This is a genomic window from Pseudomonas sp. KBW05 (genome assembly GCF_003852405.1).
GTDB lineage: Bacteria > Pseudomonadota > Gammaproteobacteria > Pseudomonadales > Pseudomonadaceae > Aquipseudomonas.
On sequence record NZ_QAJM01000009.1, the window covers coordinates 203907 to 228546 of the forward strand.

Annotated in this window: 26 protein-coding genes; 13 read left to right on the plus strand and 13 right to left on the minus strand. The window is 61.0% G+C overall.

The genetic code is table 11. The annotated features are described in order from the left end of the window. Positions 1 to 75: 75 nt before the first annotated feature. Positions 76 to 1134, plus strand: a complete 1059-nt coding sequence (locus DBR46_RS09665; RefSeq protein WP_124526002.1) for an iron ABC transporter permease — start codon at positions 76 to 78, stop codon at positions 1132 to 1134. Beyond that, positions 1131 to 1919 carry an ABC transporter ATP-binding protein gene (locus tag DBR46_RS09670; RefSeq protein WP_124526003.1) on the plus strand — a complete coding sequence of 263 codons (789 nt, stop codon included), beginning with the start codon at positions 1131 to 1133 and terminating at the stop codon, positions 1917 to 1919. The genes DBR46_RS09665 and DBR46_RS09670 overlap by 4 nt, the downstream gene beginning before the upstream one ends. Here DBR46_RS09670 and DBR46_RS09675 read toward each other — a convergent pair. Continuing rightward, positions 1916 to 2467 carry a cysteine hydrolase family protein gene (locus DBR46_RS09675; RefSeq protein ID WP_124526004.1) on the minus strand — a complete coding sequence of 184 codons (552 nt, stop codon included), beginning with the start codon at positions 2465 to 2467 and terminating at the stop codon, positions 1916 to 1918. The two genes, DBR46_RS09670 and DBR46_RS09675, sit on opposite strands and share 4 nt — an antisense overlap. An 84-nt stretch (positions 2468 to 2551) precedes the next feature. Here DBR46_RS09675 and DBR46_RS09680 point away from each other — a divergent pair, with 84 nt between their 5' ends. The 9 genes from DBR46_RS09680 to pdeM all read left to right on the plus strand — a co-directional run bounded on the left by DBR46_RS09680 (position 2552) and on the right by pdeM (position 13653). Beyond that, positions 2552 to 3196, plus strand: coding sequence for a glutathione S-transferase N-terminal domain-containing protein (locus DBR46_RS09680; protein WP_124526005.1), 645 nt, complete (start codon positions 2552 to 2554; stop codon positions 3194 to 3196). Between the two features lie 260 nt (positions 3197 to 3456). Beyond that, a complete protein-coding gene (locus DBR46_RS09685) occupies positions 3457 to 5898 on the plus strand; it encodes a penicillin acylase family protein (RefSeq protein WP_124526006.1) in 2442 nt (813 codons plus the stop codon). Between the two features lie 387 nt (positions 5899 to 6285). Beyond that, complete coding sequence (locus DBR46_RS09690; protein WP_124526007.1) at positions 6286 to 7065, plus strand: transporter substrate-binding domain-containing protein; 780 nt, start codon at positions 6286 to 6288, stop codon at positions 7063 to 7065. A 58-nt stretch (positions 7066 to 7123) separates the two neighbouring features. Continuing rightward, complete coding sequence (locus DBR46_RS09695; RefSeq protein ID WP_124526008.1) at positions 7124 to 7852, plus strand: ABC transporter permease; 729 nt, start codon at positions 7124 to 7126, stop codon at positions 7850 to 7852. Beyond that, the gene (locus tag DBR46_RS09700) at positions 7849 to 8559 is read left to right on the plus strand and encodes an ABC transporter permease (protein WP_017739084.1); all 711 of its coding nucleotides are present in this window, start codon (positions 7849 to 7851) and stop codon (positions 8557 to 8559) included. The genes DBR46_RS09695 and DBR46_RS09700 overlap by 4 nt, the downstream gene beginning before the upstream one ends. A gap of 9 nt (positions 8560 to 8568) precedes the next feature. Continuing rightward, entirely contained in the window at positions 8569 to 9687 is a 1119-nt protein-coding gene (locus DBR46_RS09705) for a succinylglutamate desuccinylase/aspartoacylase family protein (RefSeq protein WP_124526009.1), read from the plus strand. Positions 9688 to 9700: 13 nt separating this feature from the next. Next, on the plus strand, positions 9701 to 10465 hold the full coding sequence (locus tag DBR46_RS09710) for an ABC transporter ATP-binding protein (protein WP_124526010.1): 765 nt from the start codon (positions 9701 to 9703) through the stop codon (positions 10463 to 10465). A gap of 57 nt (positions 10466 to 10522) precedes the next feature. Then, complete coding sequence (locus DBR46_RS09715; protein WP_124526011.1) at positions 10523 to 13003, plus strand: ligase-associated DNA damage response DEXH box helicase; 2481 nt, start codon at positions 10523 to 10525, stop codon at positions 13001 to 13003. Continuing rightward, entirely contained in the window at positions 13003 to 13653 is a 651-nt protein-coding gene (pdeM, locus tag DBR46_RS09720; RefSeq protein ID WP_124526012.1) for a ligase-associated DNA damage response endonuclease PdeM, read from the plus strand. Before DBR46_RS09715 ends, pdeM begins: the two co-directional genes overlap by 1 nt. Positions 13654 to 13656: 3 nt before the next feature. On the opposite strand, the gene DBR46_RS09725 is transcribed toward pdeM, so the two are convergent. Further along, positions 13657 to 13854, minus strand: a complete 198-nt coding sequence (locus DBR46_RS09725; protein WP_124526013.1) for a hypothetical protein — start codon at positions 13852 to 13854, stop codon at positions 13657 to 13659. 108 nt (positions 13855 to 13962) lie between these two features. Next, positions 13963 to 14529, minus strand: coding sequence for a dCTP deaminase (gene dcd / locus DBR46_RS09730; RefSeq protein ID WP_017739095.1), 567 nt, complete (start codon positions 14527 to 14529; stop codon positions 13963 to 13965). Between the two features lie 389 nt (positions 14530 to 14918). On the opposite strand from dcd, the gene DBR46_RS09735 reads away from it, so the two are divergent. After that, entirely contained in the window at positions 14919 to 15128 is a 210-nt protein-coding gene (locus DBR46_RS09735; protein WP_002554837.1) for a cold-shock protein, read from the plus strand. 237 nt (positions 15129 to 15365) lie between these two features. Here DBR46_RS09735 and rpoS read toward each other — a convergent pair whose 3' ends face one another. The 8 genes from rpoS to DBR46_RS09775 all read right to left on the minus strand — a co-directional run bounded on the left by rpoS (position 15366) and on the right by DBR46_RS09775 (position 22486). Further along, positions 15366 to 16370 (minus strand): RNA polymerase sigma factor RpoS, encoded by a 1005-nt coding sequence (gene rpoS, locus DBR46_RS09740; RefSeq protein WP_124526014.1) that lies wholly within the window; start codon positions 16368 to 16370, stop codon positions 15366 to 15368. Positions 16371 to 16475: 105 nt separating this feature from the next. After that, positions 16476 to 17312 (minus strand): peptidoglycan DD-metalloendopeptidase family protein, encoded by an 837-nt coding sequence (locus tag DBR46_RS09745; protein ID WP_124526015.1) that lies wholly within the window; start codon positions 17310 to 17312, stop codon positions 16476 to 16478. 210 nt (positions 17313 to 17522) lie between these two features. Then, positions 17523 to 18158: a protein-L-isoaspartate(D-aspartate) O-methyltransferase gene (locus tag DBR46_RS09750; protein WP_177325361.1), complete on the minus strand. Its 636-nt coding sequence runs from the start codon at positions 18156 to 18158 to the stop codon at positions 17523 to 17525. Between the two features lie 41 nt (positions 18159 to 18199). Then, entirely contained in the window at positions 18200 to 18949 is a 750-nt protein-coding gene (gene surE, locus DBR46_RS09755) for a 5'/3'-nucleotidase SurE (RefSeq protein WP_124526016.1), read from the minus strand. Continuing rightward, entirely contained in the window at positions 18937 to 19995 is a 1059-nt protein-coding gene (gene truD, locus DBR46_RS09760; RefSeq protein ID WP_124526017.1) for a tRNA pseudouridine(13) synthase TruD, read from the minus strand. The genes surE and truD overlap by 13 nt, the downstream gene beginning before the upstream one ends. Further along, positions 19992 to 20465, minus strand: a complete 474-nt coding sequence (gene ispF, locus DBR46_RS09765) for a 2-C-methyl-D-erythritol 2,4-cyclodiphosphate synthase (RefSeq protein ID WP_012722614.1) — start codon at positions 20463 to 20465, stop codon at positions 19992 to 19994. Before ispF ends, truD begins: the two co-directional genes overlap by 4 nt. A gap of 54 nt (positions 20466 to 20519) precedes the next feature. Further along, positions 20520 to 21365 carry an S-formylglutathione hydrolase gene (gene fghA / locus DBR46_RS09770; RefSeq protein WP_124526018.1) on the minus strand — a complete coding sequence of 282 codons (846 nt, stop codon included), beginning with the start codon at positions 21363 to 21365 and terminating at the stop codon, positions 20520 to 20522. Between the two features lie 8 nt (positions 21366 to 21373). Continuing rightward, positions 21374 to 22486 carry an S-(hydroxymethyl)glutathione dehydrogenase/class III alcohol dehydrogenase gene (locus DBR46_RS09775; RefSeq protein WP_124526019.1) on the minus strand — a complete coding sequence of 371 codons (1113 nt, stop codon included), beginning with the start codon at positions 22484 to 22486 and terminating at the stop codon, positions 21374 to 21376. A gap of 109 nt (positions 22487 to 22595) precedes the next feature. Here DBR46_RS09775 and DBR46_RS09780 point away from each other — a divergent pair, with 109 nt between their 5' ends. Further along, a complete protein-coding gene (locus tag DBR46_RS09780; protein WP_124526020.1) occupies positions 22596 to 23492 on the plus strand; it encodes a LysR substrate-binding domain-containing protein in 897 nt (298 codons plus the stop codon). A gap of 129 nt (positions 23493 to 23621) precedes the next feature. Here DBR46_RS09780 and ispD read toward each other — a convergent pair whose 3' ends face one another. Together ispD and ftsB are read right to left on the minus strand one after the other, a co-directional pair. After that, a complete protein-coding gene (ispD, locus tag DBR46_RS09785) occupies positions 23622 to 24329 on the minus strand; it encodes a 2-C-methyl-D-erythritol 4-phosphate cytidylyltransferase (protein ID WP_124526021.1) in 708 nt (235 codons plus the stop codon). Beyond that, entirely contained in the window at positions 24326 to 24604 is a 279-nt protein-coding gene (gene ftsB, locus DBR46_RS09790) for a cell division protein FtsB (RefSeq protein ID WP_003172294.1), read from the minus strand. The genes ispD and ftsB overlap by 4 nt, the downstream gene beginning before the upstream one ends. Positions 24605 to 24640: the final 36 nt, after the last annotated feature.

Genomic DNA, 24640 nt, shown 5'->3' on the forward strand with positions numbered 1-24640 from the left:
ACTGACACACCGCATTCGCGAGCAAGCCCGCTCCCACATTTTGATCATCTTCGTTTTCAAGAGTGTGTAAACCCAGTGAATACTCAAACCCTCGACCTGGCCAGCGCCACCCACGGCTACCGGCGCCTGCTCGCACGGCGCGCGTGGCTGCTGGCCGCGCTGGGCACGGCGCTGGTCGGCGCCATTCTGGTGGACCTGGCCAGCGGCCCGTCCGGCATGGGCCTGCTGGCCTTGCTCGATGGGATCGTGCACCCCGCCCATCTCAGCGCCACTGACCAGGTGATCATCTGGAACGTACGCCTGCCCTACGCCCTGATGGCGGTGCTGGTGGGCTGCGCGCTGTCGCTGGCCGGGGCCGAGATGCAGGCGATCCTCAACAATCCGCTGGCCAGCCCGTTCACCTTGGGCGTGTCGTCGGCGGCGGCGTTGGGTGCGTCCCTGGTGATTGTGTTTCCGGTGACGACGCTGTGGGTGTCGGCCAACACCGCGATTTCCCTCTCGGCGTTTATCTTCGCCGCTGCCTCGGTATTTTTGCTGCAAGCCATGTCGCGTTTGCGCGGCGCGGGGGTGGAAAGCCTGGTGTTGTTTGGCATTGCGCTGGTGTTCAGTTGCAACGCGGTGGTCGCCTTGCTGCAACTGGTCGCCACCGAAGATGTGCTGCAACAACTGGTGTTCTGGACCCTGGGCAGCGTGACCCGCGCCAACTGGGACAAGCTCGGCATCCTGGCCGTGGTGGTCGCGGTGGTGTTGCCGTTCTCGTTTGCCGCCGCGCCGCGCCTGACCCTGCTGCGCATGGGTGAAGACCGCGCGCAGAGCTTTGGCGTGGATGTGAAGCGCCTGCGCTTTTTTTCGTTGCTGCGCATCAGCCTGTTGTCGGCCACCGCCGTGGCCTTTGTCGGCACCATCGGATTTATCGGCCTGGTGGGGCCGCATATCGCGCGGATTCTGGTGGGCGAAGACCAACGCTTCCTGCTGCCCGCCAGCGCCCTCACCGGCGCGTTGTTGCTGGCGCTGTCGTCGATTGCCAGCAAGTTGATCATGCCTGGCGTGATCGTGCCGGTGGGCATCGTCACCGCGTTGGTGGGCGTGCCGATCTTCGTGCTGTTGGTGTTCAAGCGTGGGAGGCAGTTATGAGTGAAGGTTTGCGCATCGAGCGCGCGAATGTCAGCTATGGTCGCCGGCAGATTGTCCACGACCTGAGCCTGCCCACCCTGCCCCACGGCAGCCTGACCGCGCTGATCGGCCCCAACGGCGCGGGCAAATCCACGTTACTGCGTGCCGTGGCCGGGCTGGAAAAGATGCATGGCGTTGTGCGACTGGGTGACCTGGACCTGTCCGCCATGTCCGTGGCCGAACGTGCGCGGCGCGTCACCTACATGCCGCAGAACCTGCCACCGGGGCTGAGCCTCAGCGTGATGGAAAGCGTGATCGCCGCCTTGCGCGTGGCCAATGTGGACGGCATCCCCTTGTCCAGCGAGGCCTGCCTGCGTGAAGCCTTCGCGGCGCTGCAACGCATCGGCATCGCCCACTTGGCCGATCAACTGTTAAGCACGCTGTCGGGCGGCCAACGCCAACTGGTCAGCCTCGCCCAACTCATCGCCCGCCGCCCCCAGGTGATGCTGCTGGACGAACCCACCAGCGCCCTCGACCTCAATTACCAATTGAAAGTCATGGACTGCGTGCGCGGCCTGGTGCGCGAACACCAACTGATCGCCGTGGTGGTGCTGCACGACATCAACCTCGCGGCCCGCTTCGCCGACCATATCGCCGTGCTGCGCCAGGGCCGCTTGTACGCCTGTGGCGCAGCCGATGAGGTGCTCGACCCGGCGCTGTTCGCCGAGGTGTATGGCGTGCAGGTGCGCATCGAACGGTGTTCGCAGCAATCGTTGCAGGTGTTGGTGGATGGCGCGGTGGTTTAACGCAGCACGTCGCGGGAATGGATCACCGTGGCGTACTCACCGTGCAGGTTGCCCAGCGACATGGCGTGCACCAACTCGGCGGGGTGCAGTTGACCGAAAAAGTCCGGTTTGTCGAAGGTGTAGCACGCGTCTTCGATCACCCAGGTATCAAACCCAAGGTTACCGCCGGTGCGGGCGGTGGCTTCTACCGAGTTATGGGTGGCCACGCCCACCAGCACCAATTGCGCAATGCCAGCGGCGCGCAAATGCGCCTCCAGCGGCGTGCCGCTGAACGCATCCGGCACGCGCTTTTGAATCACTTGCTCACCGGGCGCCGGCGCGCAAGCGTCCTGGAACTCGACACCGGACTGCCCTGGCCAGAACACCGAATCCGGCAAATGGGACAGATGCTGTACATGGATCACCGGCCGGCCCGTGTGGCGCCAATGCTGCAACAGCGCCTGAATGCGCGCCTCGGCCTGTAGGTTATTGCGCCGCCCGAGCTTCGGGTGATGAATGCCTTTCTGCTGATCGATCACGATCAGTGCCGCGTCCTGCCGAAATTCCATATCGATAGACCTAAATGTTTCATTGAATTTTCGCACTCCGAACATCACCTCTACCTACAGGCATTCGCGCCTTTGGAGAGCTTCATGATCGATTTGTATTACTGGACGACCCCCAACGGTCACAAAGTATCACTGTTCCTGGAAGAAGCCGGCCTACCTTACGAGGTGCATCCGATCAATATTGGCCAGGGCGATCAGTTCAAGCCCGACTTCCTGAAGATCGCGCCCAACAACCGCATTCCGGCCATCGTCGATCACAACCCTGGCGACGGTGGCGCGCCGATTTCCCTGTTTGAATCCGGCGCAATCCTGCTGTACCTCGCGGAAAAAACCGGCCAGTTCATTGCCCAGGACCTGCGCGGCCGCCAGGAAACCCTGCAATGGCTGTTCTGGCAAATGGGCGGGTTGGGGCCGATGGCCGGGCAGAATCATCACTTCAGCCAGTTCGCGCCCGAGAAGATCCCCTACGCGATCAAGCGCTATATAGACGAAACCGCGCGGCTGTATGGCGTGCTGGACCGGCGTCTGGCGGATCGGGCGTTTGTTGCAGGCGAGGACTACAGCATTGCCGATATGGCCATCTACCCATGGATCGTTTCCCACAAGTGGCAGAGTCAGCGGTTGGAAGATTTCCCACATGTGCAGCGCTGGTTCAACAGCATCAAGGAGCGGCCGGCGACGGTTCGGGCGTATGACCTGGTGCAGAAGGTGAATCCGCCTAAGGCCTGATCCAAAGTTCCACACGGTCAAATTGTGGGAGCGGGCTTGTGTGGGAGCGGGCTTGCTCGCGAAAGCGGCGTGTCAGTCACAGGTATTTCGGCTGACACACCGTATTCGCGAGCAAGCCCGCTCCCACACAAGCCCGCTCCCAAATTAACCATCACCTGATTCAAGAAGTAATGCTTAACCCCAAACTCCCGCTTGCGTCGTTTCACCGCGCTCACTAACGTAGCGCCTTTACTGACGCTACCCCCCGCAGGAGCTTTGCCATGGCCTCGCCAGCCCTCTCACATTTTCTTCCCCGGTTCGGCGTTGCCGCGGCAGTGGCCAGTGCGTTAAGCCTGGCCGGTTGCCAGCTCCAGAGCACCCAGGACACCCTGCCGCCGGTCGCCGGTGTGCAACCGATCAAAGGCCTGGCACAGAATGTGTCGGTGCGTCGCAATGCCCAAGGCATGCCGCTGATCGAAAGCAACACCTTCCACGATGCGCTGTTCAGCCTCGGCTATGTACACGCCAGCGACCGCATCACCCAGATGGTCACCCTGCGCCTGCTGGCCCAGGGCCGTCTGGCGGAAATGTCGGGGCCAGAGGTGCTGGACGCCGACCGCTTCATGCGTGCGGTCAACCTGAAAAAAAGCGCCGGCGAGCTGTATAACGCCTCGTCGCCGCGCCTCAAGCGTTTCTTTGAGGTGTATGCCCGTGGCGTCAACGCCTACCTGTTCCGCTACCGCGACAAGCTGCCGCCGGACCTCGCCCAGACCGGCTACAAACCGGAATACTGGAAGCCGGAAGATTCGGCGCTGTTGTTCTGCCTGCTGAATTTCAGCGAGTCGGCCAACCTGCAAGAAGAAATCGCCTCCCTGGTGCTGGCGCAAAAGGTCGGCGTCGACAAACTCGCCTGGCTCACCCCGAGCGCGCCGGACGAAGCGATCCAGCTGGCCGAAGCAGAAAAACTCAAAGGCGTGAACCTGAGCCAGATCACCGGCCTCGCCGGGCTGGACAGCGTCAGCCAGCAACTCAGTCGCCTCAACTCCCTGGCCGTGACCACGTCGAGCAACTGGGCAATCGGCCCGCAACGCAGCCGCAGCGGTAAAAGCATGCTGGCCAACGACCTGGCCGCCCAGCCGCAAGCGCCGTCGCCGTGGAGCTACGTGCAGATCCGTGCGCCGAAATACCAGGCGGTCGGCGCCTCGATTGCCGGTTTACCGACCCTGTTGTCGGGCTTCAACGGCAAAGTCGCGTGGAGCATGAGCACGGTCAAGGGCGATACCCAGGACCTGTTCCTGGAGAAGGTCAAACGCCAAGGCAGCGCGTTGTACTACGAGAACAACGGCAAATGGCTACCGGCCGGTGTGCGAAACGAAACCTTCTTCGTCAAAGGCCAACGTCCGATTCGCGAAGTGGTGTACGAAACCCGCCACGGCGCCCTGCTCAATAGCAGCCAGGCCCTCACCAGCGGTTTTGGCCTGGCCCTGCAAACCGCCGACTTCAAGGACGACAAGAGCCTGGATGCGTTCTTCGACCTGTCCCGCGCGCAAAACGCCGGCAAGGCCTCGGACGCGACCCGCGAAATCCGCGCCATCGCGTTGAACATGGTGTTCGCCGACGCCAGCAACATTGGCTGGCAAGTCACCGGGCGTTTCCCCAACCGCCGCGAAGGTGAAGGCCTGCTGCCCTCGCCGGGCTGGGACGCGCGCTTTGACTGGGACGGTTACGCCGACGCGATGCTGCACCCCTATGACCAGGACCCGGCCCAAGGCTGGATTGGCACCGCCAACCAACGCACCGCGCCGCGCGGTTATGGCATGCAGCTGTCCAACTCCTGGGACGCGCCGGAACGCAGCGAACGTCTGGCGCAACTGGCCAACGCGGGTAAGCATGACAACCGCAGCATGATCGCCATGCAGTACGACCAGACCACCACTTTCGCCGCCAAGCTCAAGACCATGTTCCAGGCCCCGGGCATGGCCCAGCCGCTGAAACAGGCGATCGATGCCTTGCCGGCGGCCGAACAGGCCAAGGCACGTGAAGCGTTGGGCCGCCTGATGGCGTTCGACGGTCGCCTCGTATCCACTTCCGCCGATGCGGCGATCTACGAGCTGTTCCTGCAGGAAAGCGCCAAGCAGATCTTCCTCGACAAGCTCGGCCCGGAAAACAGCGCCAGCTGGAAGGCCTTTGTCAGCACGGCCAGCCTGTCCTACGCCGCCACCGCCGACCACCTGCTGGGCCGCGAAGACAGTCCGTTCTGGGATGACACGCGCACCGCGCAAAAAGAAGACAAACCGGCGATCCTGGCACGCACCCTCGCCGCCGCGATCAGCGCTGGCGACAGCCAACTGGGCGCCGACCACAAGGCCTGGCAGTGGGGCAAGTTGCACAGCACCACCTGGAAAAACAGCCAGGGCCAGGTGATTCGCGGGCCGCTGGCGTCCGGTGGCGACCACAACACCTTGAACCCGGCGCCGTACAGCTGGGGGCAGGACTTCAACACCACGCAGGTGTCGGCGTTGCGCATGATCGTCGATTTCGGCCAAGTGGAGCCGATGACGGGCCAGGGTGGCATCGGCCAATCCGGCAACCCGGCCAGCCCGAACTATGCCAACGGCATCGACCCGTCGCTCAAGGCGCAATACCTGAGCTTCCCGATGCAGCCGCAGAACTTCGAGAAGGTGTATGGGAAGACGCGGTTGACGCTCACACCGGGTAAGTAACCTGATCTAACTGTGGAGCGGGCTTGTGTGGGAGCGGCGGTGCGACGATTCGACTTGCTCGCGAATGCGGTGTATCAGAAACACATTCAGTGACTGACACACCGTATTCGCGAGCAAGTCGAATCGTCGCACCGCCGCTCCCACACAAGCCCGCTCCCACATTTGCTTTATTTCACCTCTATTCCTGCGCCAGCCCCGAAATAGTGCGCTGAATATTCCATGCCCATTTTCGGGCATCGCCTACCCGCCAAATCCCTTCGTCCTACCCTTGAAACCGACTTTTCAGAACTATGGTTCAGAAATTGCTACCTACGTTGCGTCTGACACCGTTCAGTAACAGTCCTAAACGCGCCACAAGCGCTTATCTTGGTTTCAAGGGATTACATAATGAAAAAAGCATTGCTGACCCTTTCTGCACTGGCTCTGTGCATGGCCGCAGGTTCCGCGTTGGCCAAGGAATACAAGGAACTGCGTTTTGGTGTCGATCCATCCTACGCGCCATTCGAATCCAAAGCCGCCGACGGCAGCCTGGTGGGCTTCGATATCGACTTGGGCAATGCGATCTGCGCCGAGCTGAAAGTGAAGTGCAAGTGGGTCGAAAGTGATTTTGACGGCATGATTCCGGGCCTCAACGCCAACAAGTTCGACGGCGTGATTTCTTCGATGACCGTGACCACAGCCCGTGAAAAGGCCATCGACTTCTCCAGCGAGCTGTTCTCCGGCCCGACGTCCCTGGTGTTCAAGAAAGGCGCAGGTTTCTCCACGCCCGAGTCCCTCAAGGGCAAATCCGTGGGTTATGAGCAAGGCACCATCCAGGAAGCCTACGCCAAGGCTGTGCTGGACAAGGCCGGTGTGACCACCAAGGCCTACGCCAACCAGGACCAGGTGTACGCGGACCTGACCTCCGGGCGTCTCGACGCTTCGGTGCAAGACATGCTGCAAGCCGAACTGGGCTTTTTGAAGTCGCCAGCCGGTGCCGGCTATGAAGTCAGCGCGGCGATTGATGACCCGTTGCTGCCGTCGAAAACAGCGGTCGGTATCAAAAAAGGTAACAAAGACCTGAAGGCATTGCTGGATAAAGGTATCAAAGCGTTACACGATGATGGCACCTACGCCACCATCCAGAAGAAACACTTCGGCGACCTGAACCTGTACAGCGGTAAATAACACCCTGGCGCCCACCGGTTCGGGTGGGCGCTTTTTTATCGCCATAGGTCCTGAATTCATGTTTGAAGATCTTTTGCAAACCCTGGGGCTGGGTGCCTTCAGCTTGAAGGGGTTCGGCCCATTGTTGCTGCAAGGGACGTGGATGACCGTGAAGTTGTCGGTCGCTTCCCTGGCTGTCAGTGTCCTGCTCGGCCTGCTCGGCGCCAGCGCCAAGCTTTCCAGTCTGCGCCTGCTGCGCATCCCCGCCCAGCTCTACACCACCTTGATTCGCGGCGTGCCCGACTTGGTGCTGATGCTGCTGATTTTCTACAGCCTGCAAATGTGGCTGACCGGCTTTACCGACTTTATGGAATGGGACTACATCGAGATCGACCCATTCAGCGCCGGGGTCATCACCCTGGGCTTTATCTACGGTGCCTACTTCACCGAGACCTTTCGCGGCGCGATCCTCGCCGTGCCCCGCGGCCAACTGGAGGCGGCGACCGCCTACGGGCTCAAGCGCGGGCAGCGGTTTCGCTACGTGACCTTCCCGCAGATGATGCGCTTTGCCTTGCCGGGCATCGGCAACAATTGGATGGTGATGCTCAAGGCCACGGCGCTGGTGTCAATCATCGGCCTGGCGGACCTGGTCAAGGCTGCCCAGGACGCCGGCAAGAGTACCTATCAACTGTTCTATTTCCTGGTGATCGCCGCGTTGATCTACCTGTTGATTACCAGCGCCTCCAACTTCGTGTTGCGCAGGCTTGAGCGGCGCTACTCTGCCGGGTCTCGGGAGGCGGTGCGATGATCGAGCTCTTGCAGCAATACTGGCGCCCGTTCCTGTACAGCGACGGCCAGCACATCACCGGGTTGGCCATGACCATGTGGCTGCTCAGCGCCTCGCTGGTGATTGGCTTCCTGGTGTCGATCCCGTTGTCCATCGCCCGTGTGTCGCGCAAGCGTTGGGTGCGTTGGCCGGTGCAGTTCTATACCTACCTGTTCCGTGGCACGCCGCTCTATATCCAGTTGCTGATCTGCTACACCGGCATCTACAGCATCGCGGCGGTGCGCGAGCAGCCGTTGCTGGATGCGTTCTTTCGCGACGCGATGAACTGCACCATCCTCGCCTTCGCCCTCAACACCTGCGCCTACACCACCGAGATCTTTGCCGGGGCGATTCGCAGCATGGCCCATGGCGAAGTCGAAGCGGCCAAGGCCTATGGTCTGAGCGGCTGGAAGCTGTACGCCTACGTGATCATGCCTTCGGCCCTACGCCGTTCGTTGCCCTACTACAGCAACGAAGTGATCCTGATGCTGCACTCGACCACAGTGGCGTTTACCGCGACCGTGCCGGATATTCTCAAGGTGGCCCGGGACGCCAACTCGGCCACCTACATGACCTTTCAATCATTCGGCATCGCTGCGCTGATCTACCTGACCGTGACCTTTGCCCTGGTCGGTCTGTTTCGTCTGGCGGAGCGCCGCTGGCTGGCCTTTCTCGGGCCGAGCCACTAAGGAGTTCGCATGCGTCATCAGGTCCATGAACTGATTGCGCCGGTGCCAGGTACGGCGCGGCAGGTTCACAGTTTCCACTTCGGCCCCGAACAGGCCGGGGGCAAGATCTATATCCAGTCGTCGCTGCATGCCGATGAGCTGCCGGGCATGCTGGTGGCCTGGCACTTGAAGGTGCGCCTGGCTGAACTGGCTGCCGCTGGGCGCCTGCGCAGTGAAATCGTGCTGGTGCCCGTGGCCAATCCGGTGGGCCTGGAACAGGTGCTGATGGATATCCCACTGGGCCGTTACGAGCTGGAGAGCGGGCAGAATTTCAATCGCCTGTTTATCGACCTCAGTGAAGCGGTGGGTAACCAGGTCGAAGAATTGCTCGGCAATGACCCGCAGCACAATGCCCGGTTGATCCGTACGGCACTGTCCGCAGCCCTCGCGGAGCAAACCGCGCAGACGCAATTGCAGTCCCTGCGCCTGGTGCTGCAACGCCTGGCGTGCGATGCCGATATGGTGCTGGACCTGCATTGCGACTTCGAAGCCGTGGCGCACCTGTACACCACGCCCGAAGCCTGGCCGCAGGTGGAGCCATTGGCGCGTTACATCGGCTCGGAAGCCAACTTGCTCGCCACCGATTCGGGTGGGCAATCCTTCGATGAATGTTTCACCTTGGTCTGGTGGCAGCTGCAGCAACGCTTCGGCGAGCGCTTCCCGATTCCCCTGGGCAGTTTTTCGGTGACCGTCGAGCTGCGCGGCCAGGGTGATGTGAACCACGGCCTGGCCAGCCTCGATTGCCAGGCGATCATCGACTATCTGATCCACTTCGGCGCCATCGCCGGCGACGTCGCGCCGCTGCCCGACCTGCCCTACCCGGCCACCCCGCTGGCCGGCGTCGAGCCGGTCGCCACCCCCGTCGGCGGCCTGCTGGTGTTCAGCGCCCTGCCCGGCGAATATCTGGAAGCCGGGCAACTGATCGCCGACATCATCGACCCCATTACCGACCGCGTAACGCCCGTGCACTGCCAGAAGGCCGGCCTGCTTTACGCCCGTTCGCTACGCCGCATGGCCACTGCCGGGATGGTCATTGGCCATGTCGCAGGCACCGAGGCCTACCGTAGCGGCTATCTACTTTCGCCTTGAGGATGCATGCCCCATGTACAAATTGACCGTTGAAGGCCTGCATAAACGCTATGGCGACAATGAGGTGCTCAAAGGTGTCTCGCTCAAGGCCAAGACCGGTGACGTGATCAGCCTGATCGGCGCCAGCGGCTCGGGCAAGAGCACCTTTTTGCGCTGCATCAATTTCCTGGAAACCCCCAACGACGGCGCCATGACCCTCGATGGCCAACCGATCCGCATGGTCAGTGACCGCGACGGCATGCGCGTGGCCGACGATGCCGAGTTGCAGCGCCTGCGTACGCGGCTGGCCATGGTGTTCCAGCACTTCAACCTGTGGAGCCACATGAGCGTGCTCGAAAACATCACCATGGCCCCGCGCCGGGTGCTGGGTTGCAGCAAGAAAGACGCCGAGGACCGTGCCCGGCATTACCTGGACAAGGTCGGCCTGCCGGCGCGCGTGGCCGATCAGTACCCGGCGTTTCTGTCCGGTGGCCAGCAGCAACGGGTGGCCATCGCCCGCGCCCTGGCGATGGAACCCGAGGTGATGCTGTTTGACGAACCGACCTCGGCCCTCGACCCGGAGCTGGTGGGTGAAGTGTTGAAAGTGATCCAGGGCCTGGCCGAGGAAGGCCGCACCATGATCATGGTCACCCACGAAATGAGTTTTGCGCGCAAGGTGTCGAGCCAGGTGTTGTTCCTGCACCAGGGCCTGGTGGAAGAGCAAGGCGCGCCGGCGGATGTGCTGGGCAATCCGCAGAGCGAGCGTTTGCAGCAGTTCCTGAGTGGCAACTTGAAGTAAACCTTTGCGCGCACTGGAAGGTCTGTGGAATAGACCTTCCAGAGTATCAACGGCCCCATGGCAAAACCTACCGACTACGCCAAGCAATGGTTTGCTGCCAAGGGTTGGAAGCCGTTCGCTTTTCAAAGAAACGTGTGGACGGCGGTCAGGTGCGGCCAGTCGGGGCTGCTCCACGCCAGCACGGGCGCCGGTAAAACTTACGCCCTGTGGTTTGCAACCCTCAACCGCTTTGCCATCACGCGCCCACCCGTAGCCGGCAAGCGCAATCCCCCTGCTGAACCGCTAAGCGTGCTGTGGATCACGCCGATGCGCGCCCTGGCCGCCGACACCGCCCGTGCCCTCGAAGCGCCACTGGAGGCGCTACAGATTCCGTGGAGCGTCGGCCTGCGCACCGGCGATACCAGCAGCAGCGAACGCGCCCGCCAGACCCGGCGCCAGCCGACCGCACTGGTCACCACCCCGGAAAGCCTGACCCTGATGCTCGCCCGTGCCGACAGCAAAACGAGCCTGGCGCACCTGCGCATGGTCATCGTGGATGAATGGCATGAATTGATCGGCAACAAGCGCGGCGTGCAGTTGCAACTGGCGCTGGCGCGGCTGCGACGCTGGCATCCGGAACTGATGGTGTGGGGCATTTCTGCCACGCTGGGCAATCAATCCCACGCCTTGGAGGTGTTGGTACCACAGGGCGGCGGGATTAATGTGCAGGGGCAAACAGCCAAGCAGCTGGACGTCGACACCTTGCTGCCACCGCACGCCGAACGTTTTCCCTGGGCTGGGCATATCGGCCTGAAAATGTTGCCCCAGGTGGTGGCGCAAATAGACGTCAGCAGCAGTTGCCTGGTGTTTACCAATACGCGAGCGCAGTCGGAAATCTGGTTCCAGGCGCTGCTGGATGCGCGCCCCGATTGGGCCGGGGTGATTGCGCTGCACCATGGTTCCCTGTCACGGGAAACCCGAGACTGGGTAGAACGGGCGTTGAAAGACGGCCAGCTCAAGGCAGTGGTCTGCACCTCCAGCCTGGACCTGGGGGTGGATTTTTTACCGGTGGAGCACGTGTTGCAGATTGGCTCGGCCAAAGGCGTCGCACGCCTGATGCAGCGCGCCGGGCGCTCGGGGCATGCGCCAGGTCGGCCGTCGCGAGTGACGCTGGTGCCGACCCATAGCCTGGAGCTGCTGGAAGCGGCGGCGGCCCAGGACGCAATTGCCCAGCGTCGTATTGAAGCGCGGGAGTCGCCCTACAAGCCATTGGACGTGCTCGTACAACACTTGGTGAGCATGGCATTGGGAGGTGGCTTTACCCCAGATGCGCTGCTGGAAGAGGTACGCGGTACCTGGGCTTATCGCGACCTCAGCAAAGAGGAGTGGGCCTGGGCGCTGGGATTTGTGCGGCATGGCGGTCTGTCCCTGACCGCCTATCCCGACTACCGCCGCGTGGAACCCGATGAACCGGGCATCTGGCGTGTCCCTGATGCACGCCTGGCACGACGCCATCGCCTGAGCGTGGGCACTATCGTCGGCGACGCCAGCATCCAGCTGAAATTCTGGAGTAAAGCCGGCGGTGGCAAGAACCTGGGCACTGTCGAGGAAGGCTTTATTGCACGGCTCAAGCCGGGTGATGGCTTTCTGTTTGGCGGACGCTTGCTTGAGCTGGTCCGCGTGGAAAACATGACCGCATATGTACGCCGCAGCAGCGCGAAAAAGGCCGCCGTGCCGCGCTGGAATGGCGGGCGCATGCCGCTCTCCAACGAGCTGGCACAAGCCGTGGTGGCACGCTTTGATGCGGCGGCCCACGGGCACTTTGACGGCCCTGAAATGCGCGCGGTGCAACCTTTGCTACAGACGCAGTTGCACTGGTCCGGCCTGCCGATGCGAGGATGCTTACTGGTCGAGGTACTGAAATCCCGGGAGGGCTGGCACTTGTTCATCTACCCGTTCGGCGGGCGCCAGGTGCACCAGGGGTTGGCCAGTTTGTTGGCGTGGCGGGTCAGCCAAGGGCAACCGGTGACCTTCTCGATGGCGGTGAACGACTACGGGTTGGAGCTACTGAGTGCTACCGCGGTGGATTGGCCTGCATTGTTAAACACCGCATTGCTCAGTCCCGAGAACCTGTTACACGACGTGGCCGCCAGCCTGAATGCCGGTGAGTTGGCCAAGCGCCGTTTTCGTGAGATCGCCCGCATCGCCGGGCTGGTATTTGCCGGTTACCCCGGCGCGCCGAAAAGCATGCGGCAGGTACAGGCGTCCAGCGCGTTGTTCTTCGAGGTGTTCAAACAATATGACCCACAGAACCTTCTGCTGACCCAGGCTGGGGAAGAAGTCCTGCGCGACGAACTGGATATTCGGCGACTGGAAGAGACCTTGCGTCATCTGTCGACACTGGAACTGGATGTGCACCTGATCGAACGCCCTACGCCACTCGCGTTCCCCTTGCTGGTGGAGCGGATGCGCGAAAGCATGAGCTCGGAAAAGCTCTCGGCGCGCATCGCGCGGATGGTCAAGGACCTGGAAAAGGTCGCGGATAACGGGAAGCGTTGATGCATTGTTCACTGACACTTGAAGGCGAAGAGCTGTGGTTGCTGGCGGACAAGGCAGTTTACTGGCCCGCGCGCCGCTGCCTGCTGATTGCCGATGCGCATTTTGGCAAGGCGTCGGCTTACCGCAGCTTGGGCCAGCCCGTGCCACAGGGCACCACCACGGCGAATCTTGAGCGACTGGATCGATTGCTGGCGGCGTATGTATGCGACCAGGTGGTCTTTCTCGGGGATTTTCTGCACGGCCCCGGATCGCATGCCAGTGGCACCTTGGGCGCCTTGCGTGCCTGGCGTGACCGTCATGCTGGCCTGCCCCTTACCTTGATTCGCGGCAACCACGACAAACGCGCGGGCGACCCGCCACCGGACTTGAGCATTGAAGTGGTGCCCGAGCCGCTGCTTATGGGGCCCTTTGCCCTGCAACACGAACCGCACGCCCATGCCAGCCACCATGTACTCGCGGGGCATGTGCATCCGGTGTATCGCTTGCGCGGCAAGGGCCGGCAGAGCTTGCGCCTGCCGTGCTTCCAGATCGGCACGCGGGTCAGCCTGCTGCCGGCGTTTGGCGCGTTTACCGGGGGGCATGGGGTGGAACAGGACAATGACCGCCAAATCTTCGTGATTGGCGATCATGCCGTCTGGCCGGTGGGCTAGGTATCAGGCGACAGGTGCCGGTGGCGGCTCGTCCGGCAATGTGGGCTCGCCAGGTTCGGTGGGCTGTGGGTAATCCGGCTCGGGCTGGCCGGGAATGCCACCCGCGTAAACGGGATCGGCCATCAGGGACCAGGCCATAACACCAATCTGATTGGGTTCAAGCCGGGCAAGTTCGGCGCTGATTCGCGGGTCGAGCTTCATAGGGGGACTCCTCAAGCGTGGCTCGGGGCGTTGTGCACGCACCGAGGCAGTACACCCAATAGAGTGCCTGCCCGCTGACAAATTCCCTTTACGTGTAAGACCTTTCGATCAAGCGCGTGGGAGGGTGACGCCGCGCTGGCCCTGGTACTTGCCTGCACGGTCTTTATAGGACACTTCACACGCTTCGTCGGACTGCAGGAACAGCATTTGCGCCACACCTTCGTTGGCATAGATCTTTGCCGGCAAGGTGGTGGTGTTGGAGAACTCCAGGGTCACGTGGCCTTCCCACTCGGGCTCAAGCGGCGTCACGTTGACGATAATGCCGCAGCGCGCGTAGGTGCTCTTGCCCAGGCAGATGGTCAGTACGTCCCGGGGGATGCGGAAGAACTCCACGGTGCGCGCCAGGGCGAAGGAGTTTGGCGGAATGATGCACACGTCGCTCTTGACGTCGACGAAGCTCTTTTCGTCAAAGTTCTTCGGATCGACGATTGCCGAGTTGATGTTGGTGAACACCTTGAACTCATCGGCGCAGCGCACGTCGTAGCCGTAGCTGGAAACACCGTACGAAATCACAGGGCTATCGCCTTCGCCACGGATCTGGCGCTCAACAAAGGGCTCGATCATGCCGTGCTCTTGCGCCATGCGGCGAATCCACTTGTCCGATTTGATGCTCATGGCGGGTGTCCTGAATAGCGAGGTGGAAAAATTCTGTTGGGCATCTTACCGGGGCCGGCGTTGGGGTTCAAAGGGCGTGGGGCTTTTCTTGACGACAGGCCTGCCTGCTATAAGCCGCAGCCAGCGGGGCCGGGACCCTGCTTGTGGCGACCAGTGGCGATAAATACCACCGCCAGTCACGAAAATAGAGAAACCTTCGGAAATACCATTGGCACGTTCCGGAAAAAGGGTTAAGGTGGCGCCACTGTGCTGCTTGTGTCACTGAGAATCTCTACACGATATGTTGAATTTCGATCCAACCATCTCCAAGAATTTTTCCTGCTCTTTGCACTCAGTCTCGGCCAGGGCTTTTCCTGAGTCGCAGTTAACTTTGTCCAAGGAGATACACCATGTCTAATCGCCAAACTGGTACCGTTAAGTGGTTCAACGATGAAAAAGGCTTCGGCTTCATCACTCCACAATCCGGTGACGACCTGTTCGTTCACTTCAAAGCTATCCAATCCGACGGCTTCAAAAGCCTGAAAGAAGGCCAACAGGTTTCTTTCATCGCTACCCGCGGTCAGAAAGGCATGCAAGCTGAAGAAGTTCAAGTTATCTAACTTGTACTGACTTAGTCGAAAAAACCCCGCCCTTAAAAGCGGGGTTTTTTTATGCCCGGGATTTAGCACTGTCGCCGATGTAATGGCCGGGCGCAAAAAAATGTGGGAGCCAAACCCATGTGGGAGCTGGCTTGCCTGCGATAGCAGCACCTCGGTTTGTCAGTGACACCAAGGTGATGCTATCGCAGGCAAGCCAGCTCCCACACAAGCCCGCTCCCACACTTTGTCCTGTGTCGCTTATTGAAACAACGACTCACTCGACAAGCCATTCTTCTCCAGGATCTCACGCAAGCGCTTGAGCCCTTCCACCTGGATCTGCCGCACCCGCTCACGGGTCAGGCCGATCTCCAGGCCGACATCCTCCAGGGTGCTGCTCTCATGGCCGCGCAGGCCGAAGCGGCGGATCACCACCTCACGCTGCTTGTCCGTAAGCTCAGATAGCCACTGGTCAATGCTTTGGGACAGATCATCGTCCTGCAGCAGTTCACAAGGATCTGTAGGGCGATCATCTGTAAGGGTGTCCAGCAGGGTTTTATCCGAGTCCGGACCCAGCGAGACATCGACCGAAGACACACGCTCGTTCAAGCCGAGCATGCGCTTGACCTCCCCTACCGGTTTCTCCAGCAGGTTGGCGATTTCTTCGGGCGAAGGTTCATGATCGAGTTTCTGGGTAAGCTCACGCGCCGCCCGCAGGTAGACGTTGAGCTCCTTGACCACATGGATCGGCAACCGGATCGTCCGGGTCTGATTCATGATCGCCCGTTCGATGGTCTGACGAATCCACCAGGTGGCGTAGGTCGAAAAGCGGAAGCCCCGCTCAGGGTCGAACTTCTCCACAGCCCGGATCAAGCCGAGGTTGCCCTCCTCGATCAGGTCCAACAGGGACAGCCCACGATTGACGTAGCGTCGGGCGATTTTCACCACCAGGCGCAGGTTGCTTTCAATCATGCGCTTGCGCCCGGCCGGATCGCCCTTTTGCGACAAGCGCGCAAAATGGACTTCTTCTTCGGGAGTGAGCAGAGGGGAAAAACCGATTTCATTGAGGTACAGCTGGGTCGCATCGAGCGCCCGCGTGTAATCAATGTATTTGTGTTGCTTTAACGCGGTGGAGTTCTTGGATTTGGTGCGAACTGAAGGTGTTGCAGGTCCCTCATTCGACATCGATTCCTCAGCGATACCGGTCTCCATAAGGAGAACCTCATCGTCGATGTCAAACTCCGGCGCTTCTTTACTGAGAGCCATTGTTATAGTCCTTTGGTGAGTTCGACCTCAAGCTCAAGCGTCGCCTTTATCCTTGGCAACACTGGAGCCTGTTCCTTCTACGTGAGGGAACAGGCTGACAACAAATCAACGACGGGGTAGGAATTGCAGCGGATCTACAGGTTTCCCTTGGCGGCGAATCTCAAAGTGCAGTTTCACCCGGTCTGTACCAGTTGACCCCATTTCGGCAATTGTCTGTCCGACTTTGACCTGCTGCCCCTCCCGAACCAACAGCCTGCGGTTATGTCCGTAGGCACTGACGTAGGTATCGCTGTGCTTGATGATGACCAGCTCGCCGTAGCCCCGTAAACCACTCCCGGCGTACACCACTGTCCCATCAGACGCAGCTAAAACAGGCTGTCCCAAATCCCCGGCGATATCAATGCCTTTATTCAAACTACCGTTTGAAGAGAATTTTCCAATAAGCACTCCGTTTGAGGGCCATCCCCAACCCGTCGGTGCAGGTCCGGCAGGTGGCAGTGGCGCAGGTGCAGGCTTGCTCGCAACCGTAGGCGCGGCGGTGCCTGCAGGCCGGGTGATGATGGTGGTTTTGCTCGAAGACGACGGCGAAGAGGTGCTGTTTGTGACCACGGTCGCAGGCGTTGAACCGGTGCGCCCATCAAAGCGAATCGTCTGACCCGGATGTATCGTGTATGGCACAGGAATATTGTTACGAGCTGCGAGCGCCTTGTAGTCCCAGCCATAACGGAAGGCAATCGAGAACATCGTGTCGCCTTTGCGCACGACATATTGCCCGGTGGTGACGGTCGGCTTTTGCGGTACCGCACTATTGCGGTCAACCACCCGTGCGCCGCTGCTTGGCGAGCTGGAACACCCCACCAACAAGGAACTCAAGACAAGGCCAAGCACCAGTCGCTGAAAGCTTGTTTTACTCATACGCTGCGCAAGACCTGTGAGACTCACCCGCCGCTCCCTTATATGGTGGCTGAACATGAATGCCTGTATCAGGCTTGAAATATGACGCAAGTATAACTGGGCATTGGCTTTTTACCGGCACACGACTGAAACGAAAAATTCATCATGTTTAATCCCGATCACCCGTCATGTTGACTCTATAGACCCCGGCGTAAGACACATCCTCGCCAACAGAATTCACTGCCGGCGCACAAATGATCAGGCCAGCGGGCCGTTAAGCAGCGGGACGAAGCGCACAGCGCCCAGCACATGCCGTGAAAAACCTTCGTCTTCGCGGATGATGAGCATCAATTGTTGCACTTCGCCGGAGCCCACCGGGATCACCAACCGCCCACCCGGGGCCAATTGATCGAGCAACGCTTGGGGAACATCAGTGGCCACGGCGGTAACGATAATGCCGTTATAGGGTGCCAGCGCCGGCCAACCCTCCCAACCATCGCCCCAGCGGAACACTACGTTGCGCAGATTCAACTCGGCCAGGCGCTCCTTGGCGCGGTCCTGCAGGACCTTGATGCGCTCCACCGAAAACACCCGCTCCACCAACTGTGACAGCACCGCTGTCTGGTAGCCCGAGCCGGTGCCGATCTCCAGCACCTTGTCCAGTGGCCCCGCCGCCAGCAGCAACTCGCTCATGCGCGCGACCATGTACGGCTGGGAAATGGTCTGGTTGTGGCCAATGGGTAGCGCCGTGTCTTCATAGGCGCGATGCGCCAAGGCCTCATCGACAAACAAGTGCCGAGGCGTACGCCGGATCACTTCCAACACCTGGGCGTTGGACAGCCCCTCTTCGTACAGGCGCTGGATCAAACGCTCACGGGTACGCTGGGAGGTCATCCCGATGCCCCGGCGCAGCAGGTCGTCTTGTTCGCGGCCCATCAGTTCAGCGCCTCCAGCCAGCCATCGAGGCTACTGAAGGCATCACTGAAGGTGCGATCAAGTTGCAACGGGGTAATCGACACATAACCTTGCATCACCGCATGAAAGTCAGTGCCCGGGCCGCCGTCTTCGGCATCGCCGGCAGCGGCGATCCAATAACCTTCCTTGCCACGCGGGTCGACCACCTTCAACGGCGCTGCCGCACGGGCACGGTGGCCCAGGCGCGTCAGCTGGATGCCACGGATGTGGTCGAGGGGCAAATTGGGAATATTGACGTTGAGCACCGTACGCGGCGGCAGGTCCAGGGAGCCGTGGGCCTCGACCAGCTTGCGCGCAAAATAGGCCGCGGTCGGCAGATTGTCCAATTGGCGCGAAGCCAACGAAAAGGCGAACGAAGTACGGCCGAGGAAGCGCCCCTCAAGGGCCGCCGCCACCGTACCGGAATACAGCACGTCGTCACCGAGGTTGGCGCCGAGGTTGATGCCCGATACCACCAGGTCCGGCTCGCGGTCCAACAGGCTGTTGATCGCCAGGTGGACGCAGTCGGTGGGGGTACCGTTCACGCTGATAAAGCCGTTGGCCAGAACCTGCGGGTGCAGCGGACGGTCGAGCGTCAGCGAACTGCTGGCGCCGCTCTTGTCCTGGTCGGGGGCAACCACCACGCACTCGGCGTAATCTTCCAGCGCAGCATAGAGCGCGGCAAGACCGGGTGCGGTGGCACCGTCATCGTTTGATATCAGAATACGCATGGGCTGTCCGTCTGCCCCACCGGCACCAGATCAACAAGCTCGCGCACCAAGACAGTGGCGAAGCATCCGGCCGGCAGGACGAATTCCAATTGCAGAATGTCAGGCCCGGGATAATGCCACGTCAACCCGCCAATGGGCAGTCGCAGAATGCGCCGCTCTTGGCTCATGCCCGCATTCACCAGCCAATCGCGCAGCTCGGCTTCACTGGCGGCGACGGCCTGCTCCAGCGCATGGGTCGCACCGCTGGCGGGCGAATCGCCCTCACCCCACTGCGGCCCGGTCGGGTGCAGGTCGAGGATCGCCAGGCGCGGGTCGCTGCATTCAGCCTCGCCGGCCGGGAAAAAGCTGCGGCTGTCGGTAAACGCCAGCAGGTCGCCGACCTGGGCACGCTGCCAGGAACCGTCGGCAACACGTGCCGCCAACACCTTGTTGAACAAGAAACTGCGCGCAGTGGACAGCAGCCGCGAACGCACATTGCGCTGCTCCGGCAAGGCCTTGCGCGCCGCCCACTCGCGGGCATCAACCACGTTGCCGCCGTTGTGGCCAAAACGCTGGGCGCCGAAGTAGTTGGGAATGCCGTGCTGGGCAATCAGTTGCAACCGCGCGTCGATGGCCGCGGTATCACCGGCCAATTGGGTCAGGCGCAAGGTGAAGCCGTTCGCCGAATGCGCGCCACGTTGCAACTTGCGTTTGTGGCGGGCCATCTTGAGGATCTTGAGGGTGTCGTTTTCCGCACCACTCATGTCTGGATCAGCCTTGCCCGGCAACTGCACGCTGAACCACTGGCGCGTCAGCGCCTGGCGATCCTTGAGCCCGGCATAACTGACGGTACGCAACGGCACGCCAGCGGCCTTGGCGATACGCCGCGCGGCCTCTTCGGTATTGAGGCCGCGTTTCTCGACCCACAACCACAGGTGCTCGCCATCGCCGGTCAACGGGATGTCCAGCACTTCATCAACCTGGAAGTCTTCAGCGGTGGCCTTCAGGACGGCACTGCCCAACGCCTCGCCATAGGCCCGTGGGCCCAACAGTTGCAGGTCGTTCATGCGCGCAGCAACAAGGCGACGGAGTGCACCGCAATGCCCTCTTCACGACCGGTAAACCCGAGCTTTTCGGTGGTGGTGGCTTTCACGTTCACTTGATCCAATTCTATTTGCAGATCCGCGGCAATCAGCGCGCGCATCGATTCGATATGGGGGGCCATTTTCGGCGCCTGGGCCACGATGGTGTTATCGACGTTGCCGACTTTCCAGCCCTTGGCGTGGATCAGGCCTACAACGTGGCGCAACAGGACGCGACTGTCCGCACCCTTGAAGGTGGGATCGGTGTCTGGAAAATGTTTGCCGATATCACCCAACGCCGCTGCGCCGAGCAAGGCATCGCTCAAGGCATGCAACACAACGTCGCCGTCGGAATGAGCCAGCAACCCATGGTGGTGTGCAATGCGCACGCCACCCAAGGTGATGAAGTCGCCCTCAGCGAAACGGTGCACATCGTAGCCGTGGCCAATACGCATAAAAAAACGCCCCGATTTAATTCAGGGCGTGATTCTACCTACTTTTGCCACACATTAACCGAGCAAAGCACGGCCATGATGTCGCAAATGCTCTTCGATGAAGCTGGCGATAAAGAAGTAGCTGTGGTCGTAGCCGGGTTGCAGGCGCAGTTCCAGCGGATGACCGGCCGCCTTCGCCGCTTGCTGCAAGGCTTCAGGCTTGAGCTGCACGGCGAGGAAGTCGTCGCGGTCGCCCTGATCCACCAGCAATGGCAGCTTTTCCGAGGCCTCGCTGATCAGCACGCAAGCGTCCCACTCACGCCACTTCGAGCGTTCTTCCCCCAGGTAACGGGAGAAGGCTTTCTGGCCCCACGGGCAATCCATCGGGTTGTTGATCGGCGAAAACGCCGACACCGACAGGTAACGCCCAGGATTGCGCAACGCACACACCAACGCGCCATGGCCGCCCATGGAATGGCCGCTGATGCCGCGCTTATCCGAAGCCGGGAAATGCGCTTCGACCAACGCCGGCAATTCCTGCACCACGTAGTCATGCATCCGATAGTGCTTGGCCCAAGGTTCCTGGGTGGCATTCAGGTAGAAGCCCGCGCCCAGGCCAAAATCCCAGGCGTTGTCCGGGTCGCCCGGCACACCCGGGCCACGTGGGCTGGTGTCCGGCGCGACGATGATCAGCCCCAGCTCGGCGGCCATGCGCTGGGCACCGGCCTTCTGCATGAAGTTCTCATCGGTGCAGGTCAGGCCCGACAGCCAGTACAGCACTGGCAACTTGCCGCCCTGCTCCGCTTGCGGCGGCAGGTAGACGGCAAAGGTCATGTCGCAACCGAGCACATCGGAGTGATGCTTGTAGCGTTTATGCCAGCCGCCAAAGCTTTTCTGGCACGACAGGTTTTCCAGACTCATGGCCGACCTCAGAAGTGGATGACGGTGCGGATGCTCTTGCCTTCGTGCATCAGGTCAAACGCTTTGTTGATGTCTTCCAGGCCCATGGTGTGGGTGATGAAGGTGTCCAGCGGGATCTCGCCGGTCTGGGCCATTTCCACGTAGCTTGGCAATTCAGTACGACCGCGCACGCCGCCGAAGGCCGAACCACGCCAGACGCGACCGGTCACCAACTGGAACGGGCGCGTGGAAATTTCCTGGCCAGCGCCCGCTACACCGATGATCACCGACTCGCCCCAGCCTTTGTGGCAGCACTCAAGGGCGGCACGCATCAGTTGCACGTTGCCGATGCACTCGAAGGAAAAGTCCACGCCGCCGTCAGTCAAATCGACAATCACATCTTGAATTGGGCGATCGTAGTCTTTCGGGTTGATGCAGTCGGTGGCGCCCAGTTGCTTGGCGATTTCGAACTTGGCCGGGTTGATGTCGATGGCAATGATGCGGCCAGCCTTGGCTTTTACCGCGCCGATGATGGCCGACAGGCCGATACCGCCGAGGCCGAAGATGGCCACGGTGTCGCCCGGCTTGACCTTGGCCGTGTTGATCACTGCACCGATACCGGTGGTGACGCCACACCCCAGCAAGCAGACTTTTTCCAGCGGCGCTTCTTTAGGAATCTTGGCCACGGAAATTTCCGGCAGCACGGTGTACTCGGAGAAGGTCGAAGTGCCCATGTAGTGGAAAATCGGCTGACCCTTGTAGGAGAAACGCGTGGTGCCATCCGGCATCAAGCCTTTGCCCTGCGTGGAACGGATGGCCTGGCACAGATTGGTCTTGCCCGAGAGGCAGAATTTGCACTTGCCGCATTCCGGGGTGTACAGCGGGATCACGTGGTCGCCGACCGCTACCGAAGTCACGCCCTCGCCAATCGCTTCAACCACTGCCCCCCCTTCGTGACCGAGGATCGACGGGAAGATGCCTTCCGGGTCCGCGCCCGACAGGGTGTAGGCGTCGGTGTGGCACACGCCGGACGCGACCACGCGCAACAGCACTTCGCCAGCCTTGGGCATAGCGACATCTACTTCAACGATTTCAAGAGGTTTCTTGGCTTCGAAGGCTACGGCGGCACGGGACTTGATCATCCGGGTTTCTCCATGGAGTTAAAAACTGAGGCGCAGAGTGTAAAACATGGCTGAGTGATGAATAATCCAGGCAAAAGCAAAACATTATTGCTGCACAGGGATAATCAAGATGTTGGAAAACCGCTGGGAAGGCATCGATGAGTTCGTCGCCGTCGCCGAGTGCAGCCAGTTCACAGCGGCTGCCGAGCGGCTGGGCGTTTCGTCGTCCCATATCAGCCGGCAAGTGGCGCGCCTGGAAGAGCGGCTGCAAACGCGCTTGCTGTATCGCAGCACGCGCAAGGTCACCCTGACTGAAGCGGGCCAGACGTTCCTGCAGCATTGCCAACGTTTGCAGGACGGTCGCGAAGAGGCCCTGCGCGCGGTCGGAGACCTCACCAGCGAGCCCAAGGGCATGTTGCGCATGACCTGCGCCGTGGCCTACGGCGAGCGGTTTATCGTGCCGTTGGTGACGCGGTTCATGGCGTTGTATCCGCAATTGCGTGTGGATATAGAGCTGAGCAATCGCCAACTGGACCTGGTGCACGAAGGCCTCGACCTGGCGATTCGTCTCGGGCGCCTGCAGGATTCGCGCATGGTTGCCAGCCGCCTGGCACCGCGGCGCATGTATGTGTGTGCGTCACCGTCCTACTTGGCGCGGTATGGGCGGCCACATAGTTTGTCGGAATTGAGTCGGCATAACTGCCTGATCGGCAGCTCGGACATCTGGCAACTGGCCCAGGACGGGCGGGAATTTTCTCAGCGGGTGCAGGGAAACTGGCGCTGCAACAGTGGGCAGGCGGTGCTGGATGCGGCGCTGCAAGGCGTCGGGTTGTGCCAGTTGCCGGATTATTACGTGCTGGAGCATCTGCACAGTGGTGCGCTGGTGTCGTTGCTGGAGGCGCATCAGCCACCGAATACGGCGGTGTGGGCGCTGTATCCGCAGCAGCGACATTTGTCGCCGAAGGTCAGGAAGCTGGTGGACTTTTTGAAGGCGGGGTTGGCTGAAAGGCCGGAGTACAGCCAGTGATTATGGGTTGTTTGTGCCGGCCTCATCGCAGGCAAGCCAGCTCCCACCTTTGACCGTATTCCTACAGGATAAACGCGGTCCAATGTGGGAGCTGGCTTGCCTGCGATGATGTCGACTCGGTGCAACTGACTACCTACGGTTAGCCCACCGCAACCGCAACCACTCCAGATCCTCCGGCCGGGTCACCTTGATATTGTCCGAACGCCCCTCGATCAAGCGCGGCGCCTGGCCGGACCACTCCATGGCCGAGGCTTCGTCGGTGATCACCGCATCCGCCACCAAACTATCGGCCAACGCGCGGTGCAAGGCACCGAGGCGGAACATCTGCGGCGTGTAGGCTTGCCAGATCAAGCTGCGATCAACGGTTTCCACCACCCGCCCGTGCTTGTCGACGCGCTTGAGCGTATCGCGGGCCGGCACGGCCAACAGACCGCCAACGGGGTCATCGGCCAGTTCCATCAGCAACTTATCGAGATCATCGCGACTCAGGTTAGGTCGCGCCGCATCGTGTACCAACACCCAATCATCATCACTGGCGCCCAGGGCATTCAATTGCAACAACGCATTGAGCACCGAACCCGAACGCTCGGCGCCACCGTCGGCACGCTGGATGCGCGGGTCGGCAGCACAGGCCAGGTTGGGCCAGTAGGGATCATCAGCAGCAAGACTGACCACCAGGCCCTTGAGCGTTGGATGGTCGAGAAAACAGCCAAGGCTGTGTTCGAGAATTGTGCGCCCGCCCAACTGCAAATATTGCTTGGGACGGTCCGCAGCCATACGGGCACCGACACCCGCGGCAGGAATCACGGCCCAGAAGGCCGGCAAATCGTTACTCATTGGGCCAACTGGTAGAGGGTCTCGCCCTCCTTGACCATGCCCAACTCATGACGAGCCCGCTCTTCCACGGTCTCCGTACCTTTTTTCAGCTCAAGCACTTCGGCATCGAGGACGCGGTTGCGCTCCAGCAGGCGTTCGTTTTCGGCGTGCTGGTCGGCAATTTGCTGGGTCAGGTCTTTTACCTGCGCAAAGCTGCCATTACCCACCCATAGGCGGTACTGCAGGCCAGCCAGCAACAAGAGCAAGACGAGGAACAACCAATTGGGACTGCGCATCGAAATCCGGGTATCCAGTGAAAAAAGACAGCCATG